The organism is Rhodoferax sp. (assembly GCF_014859475.1).
In the GTDB taxonomy this organism is placed as follows: domain Bacteria; phylum Pseudomonadota; class Gammaproteobacteria; order Burkholderiales; family Burkholderiaceae_C; genus Rhodoferax.
Genome location: NZ_JACUUE010000066.1, coordinates 1 through 12,473 on the forward strand (window position 1 = coordinate 1; position 12,473 = coordinate 12,473).

Annotated in this window: 12 protein-coding genes; 2 read left to right on the forward strand and 10 right to left on the reverse strand. The window is 65.1% G+C overall.

Annotation, left to right across the window (positions count from 1 at the left end; genetic code table 11):
• The 9 genes from IBX54_RS07785 to IBX54_RS07825 form a co-directional block, all read right to left on the reverse strand.
• Nucleotides 1-1,012: PAS domain-containing protein (locus IBX54_RS07785; RefSeq protein WP_296542100.1), on the reverse strand; the 1,012-nt coding region annotated here is incomplete at its 3' end.
• An 18-nt stretch (nt 1,013-1,030) separates the two neighbouring features.
• On the reverse strand, nt 1,031-2,527 hold the full coding sequence (locus tag IBX54_RS07790) for a nickel-dependent hydrogenase large subunit (RefSeq protein ID WP_296542101.1): 1,497 nt from the start codon (nt 2,525-2,527) through the stop codon (nt 1,031-1,033).
• Nucleotides 2,528-3,529, reverse strand: a complete 1,002-nt coding sequence (locus tag IBX54_RS07795) for a HupU protein (protein WP_296542102.1) — start codon at nt 3,527-3,529, stop codon at nt 2,528-2,530.
• A gap of 12 nt (nt 3,530-3,541) precedes the next feature.
• Nucleotides 3,542-4,741: a nickel-dependent hydrogenase large subunit gene (locus tag IBX54_RS07800; protein WP_296542103.1), complete on the reverse strand. Its 1,200-nt coding sequence runs from the start codon at nt 4,739-4,741 to the stop codon at nt 3,542-3,544.
• A 15-nt stretch (nt 4,742-4,756) separates the two neighbouring features.
• Complete coding sequence (locus tag IBX54_RS07805) at nt 4,757-6,229, reverse strand: sigma-54 dependent transcriptional regulator (protein ID WP_296542104.1); 1,473 nt, start codon at nt 6,227-6,229, stop codon at nt 4,757-4,759.
• Nucleotides 6,226-7,923 (reverse strand): hydrogenase maturation protein, encoded by a 1,698-nt coding sequence (locus tag IBX54_RS07810; protein ID WP_296542105.1) that lies wholly within the window; start codon nt 7,921-7,923, stop codon nt 6,226-6,228. The genes IBX54_RS07805 and IBX54_RS07810 overlap by 4 nt, the downstream gene beginning before the upstream one ends.
• Nucleotides 7,924-7,934: 11 nt before the next feature.
• Nucleotides 7,935-8,999, reverse strand: coding sequence for a hydrogenase expression/formation protein HypE (gene hypE, locus IBX54_RS07815; protein ID WP_296542106.1), 1,065 nt, complete (start codon nt 8,997-8,999; stop codon nt 7,935-7,937).
• Nucleotides 8,999-10,126 (reverse strand): hydrogenase formation protein HypD, encoded by a 1,128-nt coding sequence (gene hypD, locus IBX54_RS07820; RefSeq protein WP_296542107.1) that lies wholly within the window; start codon nt 10,124-10,126, stop codon nt 8,999-9,001. Before hypD ends, hypE begins: the two co-directional genes overlap by 1 nt.
• Nucleotides 10,123-10,365, reverse strand: coding sequence for a HypC/HybG/HupF family hydrogenase formation chaperone (locus IBX54_RS07825; protein ID WP_296542108.1), 243 nt, complete (start codon nt 10,363-10,365; stop codon nt 10,123-10,125). The genes hypD and IBX54_RS07825 overlap by 4 nt, the downstream gene beginning before the upstream one ends.
• 68 nt (nt 10,366-10,433) lie before the next feature.
• Here IBX54_RS07825 and IBX54_RS07830 point away from each other — a divergent pair, with 68 nt between their 5' ends.
• On the forward strand, nt 10,434-10,658 hold the full coding sequence (locus tag IBX54_RS07830) for a hypothetical protein (protein ID WP_296542109.1): 225 nt from the start codon (nt 10,434-10,436) through the stop codon (nt 10,656-10,658).
• On the forward strand, nt 10,658-10,903 hold the full coding sequence (locus tag IBX54_RS07835; RefSeq protein ID WP_296542110.1) for a hypothetical protein: 246 nt from the start codon (nt 10,658-10,660) through the stop codon (nt 10,901-10,903). The genes IBX54_RS07830 and IBX54_RS07835 overlap by 1 nt, the downstream gene beginning before the upstream one ends.
• A 35-nt stretch (nt 10,904-10,938) precedes the next feature.
• Here the strand turns inward: IBX54_RS07835 and IBX54_RS07840 are convergent.
• Nucleotides 10,939-12,473 (reverse strand): Sua5/YciO/YrdC/YwlC family protein (locus IBX54_RS07840; RefSeq protein WP_296542111.1); only part of this gene is annotated, 1,535 nt, incomplete at its 5' end.

Here is a 12,473-nt window from a genome sequence, read left to right on the forward strand (position 1 = left end):
CGGCGTTGCCGCTCACAAAGCAATCGGGGCCGCGCGTCCAGTCAATTTTGAAATTGGGCGCCGTGCCTTTTTGCACCCAGTGGATGGCGCGCTCGACCACTGCGTTGAGCTCGACCTGGGTGATCTCACCCTGGCTGGCCGTTGAAAAGCGTTTCAGGCCGTTGACGATATCGGCCGTGCGCTGGGCGCCTTCGAGCGTGCCTGTCATCAGCGAGGGCAAGTCTTTGACCAGCGCGTCAATGCGCAATTGCTGGCGCAAGGCCTGCACCGGCTCGGGCAGGTCCAATTGGTGCACGGCCTCCAAGTAGCGCTCCAGGCGCGTGCCGTAACGTTGCAGCACGTGGACGTTGCCCAGCACAAAACTGATGGGGTTATTGAGCTCGTGCGCCACACCGGCCACCAGGCGGCCCAGCGAGGCCATTTTTTCGGAGTGCAGCAGCTGTTGCTGCGCCAGCTTCAACGCGTCGTGCGCTTCGCGCAACTGGTGATAGGCGCGTTTGATCTCACCCAGCGGACGGCCCACCAGCACCCGCCCAACCTGGCGTCCGGCGCTGTTGTGGCGCGGCGTGCAGCTCATGTCCACCGGCACCGGCAGGCCCTGGGCATCGCGCAAATTGAGCTCGACCACAGCCACCTCGTGCGCCCCCGCGTGGTACATGGCCAACTGCCAGCGCTGCACGCTTTGGGCGTCGGCGAGCAAGTCCGGCACCGGGGTGCCGCGTAGCTCGTGCTCGCTGCGGCCCACCAGCTCGCACAGGGCGGCGTTGGACTCCTCGATCAGGCCGTTCTGGTTGCAGGCGATCAGCACGTCGCTCATGCTTGAGAGCAGGCTGAAGATGAACTGTTGCGACTGCTCGAGCTGGGCGTTTTTTTCTTCCAGCTCGACCTCGTCGGTGACCAGCTTCGAGTACACCTCTTCCATTTTGTGGATCACGTCCAGCCAGGTGTCTTCGCTCACGCCTTCGAGGTCTTCGGGCGGCAATTGCAGTGCCGGTGGCGGGCGCTGTGGCATGGTTCGTGGCCTCCTGCTTCAGTGCACGGTGCAAACCATGCAGGGGTCGAACGATCGCACAATGTGCTGCACCGCCACGCTGGTGTTGCCGGGGTTGTCCGGGGTGCTGTCCAGGGGCGCGCCGACCAGGGCCGACTCCAGCGCACCGGGCGTGCCCTTTGCGTCGCGCGGCGAAAAGTTCCAGCTGGTCGGCGCCACGATCTGGTAGTGGCTCAGGCGGCCTTTTTCAATGCGCAGCCAGTGGCCCAGGGCACCGCGCGCGGCCTCGGTCAATCCGATGCCCTGGCCGCTGTCTGGAAAGCGATGGGGTTCATGAAACGGCGCGTGCGGCTGCAAGGCCCGCAGCCACTGCTCCATCAAGGGCACGATACGCGCCAGCTCCAGCAGCCGTGCCAACACCCGGGTGCTGACGCAGCCGCCGTGGGCCAGCACGGCAGCGCGGATCAGCGGTTGGCCGTCTGCAAGTTGGCGCGCAATGGCGCCGGTTTCCAGCACCTGGCCGGCCAGACGCGGCGCCTTGTTCCAGCTGTAGGCGCCGGGCTTTTCGGCTTGCGGTTGGGTGCTGCCCGCCATCGGGTGCAGGGCGGCCGCGCTGGCATCTTCTGCGTACCAGGCATGGCGCGCATCTTCGGTGATGGCCGTGGTGTCAAGTGGCGACACTTGCTGCGTGGTGGCATCCCACACACCACGCGCAAACGCATGACCGCCGTCAGCTTCGGGATAAGCACCATAGCTCAGGTAGCGGCCCGGCCCGGCGCCCAGTTGCGCCAGGCCAGTGTCGTCAGCGATGTCCAGAAACAAGGCCAGGTCGCTGCCTGCGGCGCGGGCGCGCCAGCGCTGCAAGGCGGCCAGGCTGTCGAGCGCGGCCACGTCTTCGAGCGGCGTGCCAAACAGGGTTTGCTCCAGAAAGGCGCGCATCTCGCGCACCCGGGCCAGCAGGCGCACGCGCTCGGCGGCCTCGATGGCGCGCGCGCTGCCGCCCGGAAGAATGGCCCCGGTGTGCGGCCATTTGCCACCCAAGGTGCCGATCAGCTCGAACCAGCGTGCGCGTGCGGCCAGCGCCGCACGGCTGTGCAGGCCGCCGCCTGTAGCGCTGCCTGCCAAGGCGGCAAAACGCTGCTGGGCAGTTGCCTGCCAAGCGCGCCCGTGGTAGGCCTTGCCGGTGAAGTCGGGCATGAAAAACAGATAAAAATGCGTCAGGTGGTCGGCCAGGTTCTCGCAGGCCAGCATCAGCTTGGTGGCCAGCACGCCGTTGGGCGGCATGACCACGCCACAGGCGTCGGCCAGGGCGCGGGCTGCCGCCACCGACTGCGACACCGAGCAAATGCCGCAAATGCGCGGCACGATGGTGAGCGCGTCCATCGGCTCGCGGCCAGCCAGCATCAGTTCGAAGCCACGAAACATTGGCGCGTTGACGCGGGCTTCTTCGACTTGGCCATCGGCCACGTCAAGCTGCACCTCAAGGTCGCCCTCGACGCGGTTGAAGGGGCCCAGCACCAGGCGACGGGTTTCCATTTAGCGCGGCCTTGAGGTGCGGGTGACGGGCGCAAGCACCACATGGTCGCTGCGCGAATTGACCTTGACGCGCTTGGGCGTGGCACTTTTGGACAGCGAGGCCAGCGCCACAAACCAGGCTTTGGGCATGTCGGTGGGCAGCCCCACAGGAATGCCAGCCAGCTTGTGTGTGAGGTGAAAGGCATGGCCCGGACTCTGAAAACCCGGCGCGGTGCAGTTGATGCAGGCAAAGCCGCCGCGCAGGCAGCTGCCATCGCCGTTCCAGAGCCGGGTGTTGCAGTCGGCGTGCGCCTGAGTGCCCTTGCAGCCCATGTTTTCCATCAGACAGCCCAGCTCGGTGGGCTGAGCGGCGCTGGCCTTGTACTCGTAATACTCGTTGCGCGGGCAGCCGTGGTGCACCAGTTGGTCGGCATAAAAACGTGGCCGCCCCAGCGGGTCAAGGTCTTGCGCGCCAAACTGACCGGCGGCCAGCAGCATCAGCGTGTCGAGCACCCAGCCAGGGTGGGTGGGGCAGCCGGCCAGGTTGATCACCGGCAGACCGCCCCGGGCGTAAAAGGCTCGCCCCAGCAGGCCGCCGACCTGCTCGTCTTCATACTGCAGGCCGCAGGCGTCGGTGGGGTTGCTGCTGCTGGCGCTGATGCCACCCCAGGCGGCGCAACTGCCCACTGCCAGCACATGCGTGGCCACCTGTGCCAGCTGCTCGATCCAGCGCATCATCGGCACATCGGTGCCGGCCAGCAGGTGAAAGCGGCCAGTGTGGTTGGGGCCGCGCAGCACGGCGCCTTCGATGCACAGCGCGTCCAGGCGGGTGCGCCCGCTCAAGACATCTTGCAACAGGCCCAGCAGGTCGTGCTGGTTTTCAAGCGACAGGCTGGGGTGCCACAGCAAGTTGACACCGCTGCTGCTGAGCAGCGCAGGAAAGTCGGCGGTGTCGGCGCACAGCAGCGACATGCTGCAACCGCCGCAGCCACCCGATTGAAGCCATAACACGTTGAAGCTCATTGCGTTGTCCTTTCAGTGCCCGACTGTAGCGCCAAGCACGCTGCAACTGACGCAGGGGTCAAAGGCTGCGGCCAGCATGGCGGCACTTGAACGGTCATTGGTGGCAAGGTTTGAGACCGCATGGGCCAACGCGCCTTGCGGATGAAAGTTCCACTCGGTGGGCGCGAGCACACGGTAGTCCAGCACGCCGCCCGCAGCGTCCAGTTGCACCCAATGCAGCAACAGGCCGCGCGCCATTTCACACCAGCTTAAGCCCTGGCCCGGGGCCAGCCAAAGCGCACCGGTGGCTAGCATGGCGCCGGCACCTGCGCCACAGGCATTCGGTGCATGCGAAGCGGCATCTGCCAGCGCCAGCAATTCCAGCCAGCGCGCGCTCAGGCGCCACCAGGCACTTCGCGGTACACCCTTTTGCCGGGGGCCGTGGCGCAACCGTGTCCAGGGGCCGTTTTCAAGGCATTCGCCGCGCCAAGTGGGCTGTTGCAAAAAACCAGGTTGGTGCACCATGGCACGCGCCAGCTCGCTCAATTGCTGGATTTGCAGGATGGGGTCCTGGTGCAGCACCTGCAAGCCATGTGTCGGGATGCGCAGGCCACTGGCCAGTGGATACCAGGAGCTCAAAAAACGGGCCGGCGGCAAATGTTCGGCCCGCGCCTGGCACCAGTTGGCAAAGGCTTCTGGCGCCGAGCAATCTTGCAGCCATTGGCGGATGGACTGGCCCAGAATGCGGTCTTCGAGCCATGCGCGCAATTGGCGCAATTGATCCAGCGCAGCCGCCGTATCGGTGGGCGCTTGCCTGGCGACCAAGGGCAGCGGGCAGTCGCGTAGCCATTGCAGGTCGGGAGTTGCGATACCCGATACGCTGGCGCTGGGCAGGCGTTGCGGCCAGTCCAGCGCCATGCTGCGCAGATGGTCGCGTGCGGTTTCAAGCCACAGCGCAAACAGAGGCCGATCAGCGTTCCCGCTCGGTGTTTGTCCCTGCGCGGCAGTCAGGGCCAATGCTGCCGTGTGCCGATGGGCATGGGCGCATAAGGTAAAGATGCTGCCCAGACTGTTCACCACGGTATCGCCGCGCTGGTCACGCAGCAACTGCCCGAGCCGACCATCGCCGAGCACCGGGCGTTGGCCCAGTACGCCGGGCTTCGCGCCGGGACGAAGCTGGTACTCGCCCGCGAGCGCGTCCCGGCGGGGCGGGTGGGGTGCTGTCGTTTTCATGGCCGATGCCGTGGCCTAATGATCCAGACCAAGCCGCACCAACTTCATGCGCAAGCCCACCCGCGTCAGTCCCAACTCTTCGGCGACACGGGTCTTGTTGCCCTTGTGGCGCAGCATGGCTTCCTTGATGCGCTGCGCCTCGAAGCGTTCGAGCTGGTGTTTGAGCTGGCCAGAGGTCTCTGCCGCCCCGGTTTCATCTGCCACGGCGGCCTCGGGCGTTTCAATGGTTTCGCACGGGGGCGGTGCGATTTGCGCTGCCCGCAGCAGGCGCGGCGACAACAGCTCCGGCCCGAGCACGGCGCCGTCACTGATTGCCAGGGCGCGGCGAATCTCGTTTTGCAACTCGCGCACATTGCCGGGCCAGGGGTGGCGCATGAGCAAATCCATGGCCTCGTCCGAGAAGCTGCGCCCGATCATGGGCGATGTCTTCAACAGGTCGGAGACGAGCAGCGCGATGTCTTGCGTGCGCTCGCGCAGCGCCGGCAAGTGCAGCGTGATGCCGGCTACGCGGTAGTACAGGTCTTCGCGAAAGCGGCCGCTCGCCACGTCGTCCTCCAGGTTGCGGTTGGTCGCGGCGATCAGGCGCACATCGACCGCCACCGGGCGCGCACTGCCCAGCGGGCGAATCTCGCCCTCCTGCAGCGCGCGCAGCAGTTTGACCTGAAAGGCGGGCGAGGTTTCGCCAATTTCATCCAGAAACAGTGTGCCGCCATCGGCCTGCTGGAACAGGCCGATGTGCGCGTCGGTGGCGCCGGTAAAGGCACCGCGCTTGTGGCCGAAGAGCTCGCTCTCGAGCAGCGTGTCGGGCATGGCACCGCAGTTTTCCACCACAAAGGGCTGCTCGGCGCGGGCGCTGGCGTAGTGGATGGCGCGCGCCAGCAGCTCCTTGCCGGTGCCGGACTCGCCGGTGATCAGCACCGACAGGTCGTGTCCGGCAATGCGCTGCGCCAGCGCGCAAACGGCATTGAGCGGGCTGCCTGGCGTGCGCAGCAGCTTGTCAAAACCGGCCAGCGCCTTGGCCTGTTGGCGCAGATGAGCCACGCGCAGCGCCAGGTGCTCGGGGTGGGTGCGCAGCTCCAGCGTGAGGCGCTGGTTTTCCTGCTGCAAGCGCCACAGCTGGCCGGCGCTTTGCAGTGTGAGCAGCAACTGGTCGGGGTGCCAGGGCTTGAGCAGGTACTGCCAGATGCCGGCCTCGTTGATGCCGGTGATGATGTCCTCGGCCTCGGTGTAGCCCGACAAGATCAGGCGCACGGTATCGGGCCATTGGTCGCGCACCGCGCGCAAAAACGCTACTCCCGTGGTGCCGGGCATGCGCTGGTCTGACACCACAATTTGCACCAGCTCGTTGTGCATCACGGCCATGCCCTCTTCGGCCGAATTGGCGGTGAAAACGGTGAAATATTCGTCCAGCGTGCGTTTGAGTGTTTCGAGCGAGCGCAACTCGTCATCGACCACCAGCACCGACAGGGGCGCGCGGGCCGGGCTCATGGCTGCACCCAACCCAGTTCGCGGTGCAGCGCCAGGTGCCGCGGGGTCCAGGAGGCGGGTGATTTCTGCACAAAGTGGTGCCGTGCCACGTGGTAGCTGGAATCGAAGCCGTAGAAGTTGCGGTGCATGTGGGCCATCTCCTCGTTGCGGTAGGCCGCCAGCGGTTTGGCAGCTTCGTCGCGCGCGCGGGCCTCAATTTTGGCGGTCAGGCGCGCTGGCAGGTCGGGGGCGGCTGCCAGCCCGGCAGCCATGGCAGTCAGCTCGGCGCGAAATACCGTCACGTCGCGGCTCAGGCAGGCATCGGTCAGGCCAAGCTGCAGTGCACCCTGTGCCGTGAGCGGCTGGCGGTTGCGCATGATGGCTTGGGCGGCATCCGCCCCGACCCGGCGCGGCAGCAGGTAGCTCCAGTATTCGGAGCCATACAGGTTGCCCATGTTTTTGTAATGCGGGTTGAGCATGACGCCCTCGCGCACCCAGACCTGGTCGGCCGCGCGCGCCAGAAAACAGCCGCCCGCGCCGGTGTTGCCGCCGAGGGCCGCCACCGTGATTTGTTGATCCGTGGTGATGAGCTCGAGCGCCAGGTCGTTCATGGCATTGATGTTGCGCCAGGATTCGTCAGCGGCCGAGCCGCCGCTCAGGCTGGCGGCCTCGATCATGTTCAGGTGAATGCCGTTGCTCCAGAAGTCATGTCCGCCCAGCAGCACCAGCACGCGCGTGGGGCGCTGTTTGGCCCAGGCCAGGGCATCGCGCAGGCGCTCACATTGGTGTGTGGCCATGGCGCCGTTGTAGAACTCAAAAGCCAGATAACCCACGCCGTCGGCTTCTTCATAGGCAATGTCTTGCCAGGTGGGCGCTGGCGCGCGCCACCAGTCGGGCAGGTTCGCGTGTGCCACGCTGGCCGCCTCGTCAGCAAAAGCCAGGGTGGCGGGCAGCTTGATGCTGCCGGGGCGCTTGACATGGCCCAACCACACTGCGCCATCGACCGTGGCGCGCAGCAGGGCGGTTTCGCGCCGGGCGATCACCTTGCCAGGTGTGCCGCGCAAACTTGCTTCAGGCCAGGCATCAAACACATGGCAGGGCTGACCAAAGAGCGTGTCGGCCACGCCCGGAAAGCCGTCCGCCGACCTGACCTTGCGCAGCACGGTGGCGCTGCTGTCCGCTTGCCAGTCAATGGCGCGGTCAGCCTGTTTGACCAACGGCTGCCACTGGCTGCCTGACGGGCGCTGCGGCACAAAGTTGCCAGCAGAAAAATTTGCCACCGCCTGCAACACGGCGGCTGTGGCAGCTTGTGTCACTTCATGGCGGTACAGGCTGGCCTTGCTGGCATCGCGCATGGCAAAGCGCGCGCTGGCCCAGACCGGCCCGGCGTCCATTTCAGTCTCGGCCTGCAACACGGTCACGCCCCATTCGCTGCGCTGCTGCAGGATGGCCCAGTCGAGCGCCGACGGCCCGCGGTCGCCCACCACACCGGGGTGGACGATCAGGCAAACAAAGCGCTGCCAGACCGACGCGGGAATAGCCCGGCGCAGGTAGGGCGCCACGATCAGGTCCGGCGCAAACAAGGCGGCGGCCTCTTCGGTCACCGCGTCGCTGATGTCGAATTCAACCGACACCAGGTGGCCGCGCTGGCGCAGTTCTGCCGCCAGGCGTTGGGTCAGGCTGTTGAAGGCGTGGGTGAGCAGCAGGATGCGCATGGCGTTTGGTGTCAGCAAATGCGCGGCAATTGCTCGCCCGCCAGCCAATCGACAATGCGCCGGCCGCCAAAGGCGGTGGTGAGCTGGACAAAATGGTGCTCGTCGGCCAGCACCTCGCCAATGCGGGCGGCATCGCGGCCCAGCGGGTGCGCGCGCAGCACGTCCAGCAAACGTGGCGCATCGGCGGCAGCGCAGATCACAATCAACTTGCCTTCGTTGGCCACATAGAGCGGGTCGAGCCCCAAAAACTCGCAGGCGGCGGCCACCACCGGTTTGATCGGAATGGCCTTCTCGTGCAGCATCATGCCCACGCCGGATTGCCCGGCGATTTCGTTCAAGGTACTGGCCAGCCCGCCGCGCGTGGGGTCGCGCAGGCAGCGAATGTCGGCGCCGGTGGCCAGCAGCTGGGCAATCAGGCCGTGCAGCGCGGCCGTGTCTGAGCTGATGGTGGCCTCGAACGTGAGGTTTTCGCGCAGGCTCATGATCGCCACACCGTGGTCGCCCATGGTGCCCGACACCAGCACCACATCGCCCGGCTGGGCGCGGGCGCCGCCCAGCTCCAGCCCGTCTGGCAACACGCCGACGCCGGTGGTGGTGATGAAAATGCCGTCGCCTTTGCCGCGCTCCACCACCTTGGTGTCGCCGGTGACCACCGGCACACCGGCGTCACTGGCAGCACGCGCCATCGATTCGACGATGCGCGCCAGGTCGGCCAGCGCAAAGCCTTCTTCCAGAATGAAACCGGCCGCCAGGTACAGCGGCGTGGCCCCCATGACCGCCACGTCGTTGAGCGTGCCGTGCACCGACAAACAGCCGATGTCGCCGCCGGGAAAGAACAGCGGCGAGACCACATGGCAGTCGGTGGACATCACCAGCCGCGCCGGTTTGCCGTCAATTTCTGGTGCGGGAAGCACGGCACCGTCATTGCCCTGGCCCAAATAGGCGTTGCCCAAGTGCTTGGCAAACAGCTCACTGATGAGCTGCACCATGGCGCGCCCGCCGGAGCCGTGGGTCATGTCGATGCGGCCGTGTTTCAGGTCGAGCGCTCGGGTGTAGCCGCGTTTGACTTCAGTCATCAGTTCATGTCCTTGTACCGCCCGTAACTGTAGTGCGCCGCGCAGGCGCCTTCGCTGCTGACCATGCACGAGCCGACCGGGTTTTCGGGGGTGCAGACGGTGCCAAAAATCTTGCAGTCTTGCGGGCGCTTGACACCGCGCAAAATGGCGCCACATTCGCAGGCCTTGTTGTCGGGCACCGATTTGTAGTCCATTTTGAAGCGGCGCTCGGCATCGAAAGCGCCGTATTTTTCGCGGATTTTCAGCGCCGAATAGGGAACGACAGAAAGGCCGCGCCATTCGAATTCATGGCGCAGCTCGAACACCTCGGCCACGCGGTCTTGCGCCTTGCGGTTGCCGTCGCGGCTCACCGCCCGGGCAAATTCGTTTTCGACCTCGGCGCGGCCGTCGTTGACCTGGGCGATGAGCATCAGAATGGCCTGCATCACATCCAGCGGCTCAAAGCCGGCAATCACCACTGGCTTGCGGTATTCCTCGGCAAAAAATTCATAGGGCCGGCTGCCGATCACGGTCGATACATGCGCCGGGCCGATGAAACCGTCGATTGGCACCGTGCCCCATTGCCGCACTTCGGGCGACTCCAGAATCTGCGTGATGGCCGCGGGCGTGAGCACGTGGCAGCACAGCACGCTGAAATTTGCCAGCTGCTCCTGTGCCGCTTGCAAAATGGCCAGCGCGGTGGGCGGTGTGGTGGTCTCGAAGCCGATGGCAAAAAACACCACCTCGCGGCCCGGGTTGTCACGCGCAATCTGTAGCGCGTCGAGCGTGGAATAGACCATGCGGATGTCACCACCACGCGCTTTTGCCTTCATCAAAGACAATCCCTCAGAGGCGGGCACGCGCAAGGTGTCGCCGTAGCTGCACAAAATCACGTTGTGCTTGAGCGCCAGGTCAATCGCCATGTCGATGCGGCCAATCGGCAGCACACACACCGGGCAGCCGGGGCCGTGCACCATGCGCACATTGGCGGGCAGCAGGTCGGTCAGGCCATAGCGCGAAATGGCGTGGGTGTGGCCGCCGCAAAATTCCATGAAGCTGTAGTTGCGCTCGGGCTTGACCTGCGCTGCAATCTTGCCCGCCAGCGTTTGCGCGACATCACCGTCGCGGAACTCGTCGATGTATTTCATGCCGCTGCCGGGGCTGGTGCCGACATTTCCGAGAACAGCGCCAGCGTGCGCTCGGCCTCTTCGGGATCGAGTTTGGACAGCGCGTAACCCACGTGAAGAATGACGTAGTCGCCCACCTGCACGTCGTCGAGCAGCGCCAGCGAGATTTCTTTTTTGACCCCGCCCAGGTCCACCATGGCGTGCTCGCCATCGGGGCCGCAGCCCACTTCAATCACTTTAACGGGTAGTGCTAGACACATCAGTATTCTCCAAGTAATGCTTTGATCCAGCCTCTTAACTTGATAATTTCATCTTCCATGATACTTCGGTGGGCATATTTTTGGACGGTCTGGCGTGTATCGTCGAGCCGGTTGAAGTGCATTTTTTGTGGCGTCCGCAACTGCGCGATCCTGCCGACGAACTGGTGCTGGAGGCGGCCGTCAATGCTTCTGCACATGCGTTATTGACTTTCAACATGAAGCATTTTTCCAATGCGGCAGAGCAGTTTGGTTTGCGCGTGATGCAGCCCGGCCCATTTTTAAGGAGTTTGTGATGAGTCAATTAAGCACCTATCCGTTGCGTTTGCCGCGCTCTATCAGAACCGGCGTGGAGCGCATGAGCAAGCAAGATGGCATTAGCATCAATCAGTTTGTCAGCATCGCTGTGGCTGAAAAGCTTGCCATGATGCAGGCCCAAGCATTTTTTGCAGAACGCCGCGCGCGCGCTGATCTGAGCGCTTTTGACCAATTGATGCAGCGCAGCGGTGGGGAACCTCCGCGCGCAGAAGATGAACCATAGCACTTGGTCGTTAGCTGAAATCAAGCTTGCTGCTTTCATGACAAAGCTGAATGTGATGGGTGTGCCAGGCATGCCACCCAGGCCTGACCGAGCGCGATGCTGGCATCACCCGGTGCGCTGCGTTGTGGCACCAGCACCGTAACGCCATTGTGTTGCAGATTTTGCCGCAACTGCGACGTGAGCAGTGCGTTGAGAAAGCAGCCACCGCCCCAGGCCAGGGTGGTCAAACCGGTGGCCTGCACGGCTTGCAGCACCCAGTCGGTCAAGGCCGTCACCAGCGTGGCGTGGAAAACGGCGGCGGCCTGGCGGGTGTCACCGGCATCGATCAGCGCACCCAGCATGGGCAGCAGGTCGAGCTGGCTGACAGCCGCGCTGGCGCTGATCACATAGCCGTTTGGCATCGGCTCGGGCCAACCGTGTGCCTGGATGTGTTGCGTGGCCGCTTGCTCCAGCAGCACGGCGGCTTGGGCTTCGTAGGCCATGCTGTGGCTCAGGCCAAGCAGGCCGGCGGCCGCATCGAACACGCGACCCATGCTGGACGTGCGCGGACTGTTGAATTGGCGCATCAGCATGGCGGCCACGGTGCTGGCGCCGGGGTCTTGACATCGTTGAGCAATCTCGGCGTTGCGGCGCAATTCATGTAGCACGGCAGCGGCCATGCGCCAGGGTTCGCGCGCGCACTTGTCAGCGCCCGGCATGGGCAATGGGCGCAGGTGGCCCAGGCGATTGCATTGCGCGCCATCGACGTGTAGCAGCTCGCCGCCCCAGGCTGTGCCGTCTGTGCCCAGACCGACACCGTCGAGCGCCAGGCCCAGCAGCGGGCCTTGCCAGCCGTGTTCGGCACACACGGCGGCGATGTGGGCATGGTGGTGTTGCACGGCCAGGGTGGGCAGGCCATGGCGCTGCGCGTAGGCCACTGCAGCGCGTGTGCTGTAGTCGTCGGGGTGCAGGTCGTGCGCGACAAGTTGTGGTTTGACGCTGAGCAAATCGCACAGGCGCTGTACCGTTTCATCCTGAAACCGGCAGCTGGCCGCGTTGTCCAGGCTGCCGATATGGGGCGACAAAAAAGCCTCGGAGCCGCGCGTGACGCAGACCGTGTTCTTCAGGTGGCTGCCAAACGCCAGCACCGAAGGCCCGGGCTGTGGCAAGGCAATGGCTGCCGGTGCGTAGCCACGGCTGCGGCGGATGAATTGCGCCGCGCCCGCAGCCACCTGTAACACGCTGTCGTCGCAGCGCGCCACGATGTCCCGGTCATGGTCCAGAAACGCATCGGCAATGCCCGCCAGCCGGGCGTGCGCCTCGGCGCTGTCACGCACGATGGGCTCTCCGCCCGGGTTGGCGCTGGTCATCACCAGCACCAGGTCTTGTGGCTGGTCAAGCCAGGCCGTGCCGTCGGGCCGGCCAGCGGCTTCGTGAAACAACAAGAAATGGATCGGCGTGGTGGGCAGCATCACGCCCAGACTCAGCAGGCCGGGCGCGATGCCGGGCAGGGCAGCATTGCAACCAGCCTGGGCGCGCAGCAGAACGATGGGGCGCTCGCGGCTTTGCAGCAGAGTGCGCTGGTCGTCAT

Coding starts and splice junctions, on each gene's coding strand:
- IBX54_RS07825 (WP_296542108.1), bottom strand. CDS start 10,365: ATGTGTCTAGCACTACCCGTTAAAGTGATTGAAGTGGGCTGCGGCCCC.
- IBX54_RS07800 (WP_296542103.1), bottom strand. CDS start 4,741: ATGAAAACGACAGCACCCCACCCGCCCCGCCGGGACGCGCTCGCGGGC.
- IBX54_RS07835 (WP_296542110.1), top strand. CDS start 10,658: ATGAGTCAATTAAGCACCTATCCGTTGCGTTTGCCGCGCTCTATCAGA.
- IBX54_RS07805 (WP_296542104.1), bottom strand. CDS start 6,229: ATGAGCCCGGCCCGCGCGCCCCTGTCGGTGCTGGTGGTCGATGACGAG.
- hypD (WP_296542107.1), bottom strand. CDS start 10,126: ATGAAATACATCGACGAGTTCCGCGACGGTGATGTCGCGCAAACGCTG.
- IBX54_RS07790 (WP_296542101.1), bottom strand. CDS start 2,527: ATGGAAACCCGTCGCCTGGTGCTGGGCCCCTTCAACCGCGTCGAGGGC.
- IBX54_RS07795 (WP_296542102.1), bottom strand. CDS start 3,529: ATGAGCTTCAACGTGTTATGGCTTCAATCGGGTGGCTGCGGCGGTTGC.
- hypE (WP_296542106.1), bottom strand. CDS start 8,999: ATGACTGAAGTCAAACGCGGCTACACCCGAGCGCTCGACCTGAAACAC.
- IBX54_RS07810 (WP_296542105.1), bottom strand. CDS start 7,923: ATGCGCATCCTGCTGCTCACCCACGCCTTCAACAGCCTGACCCAACGC.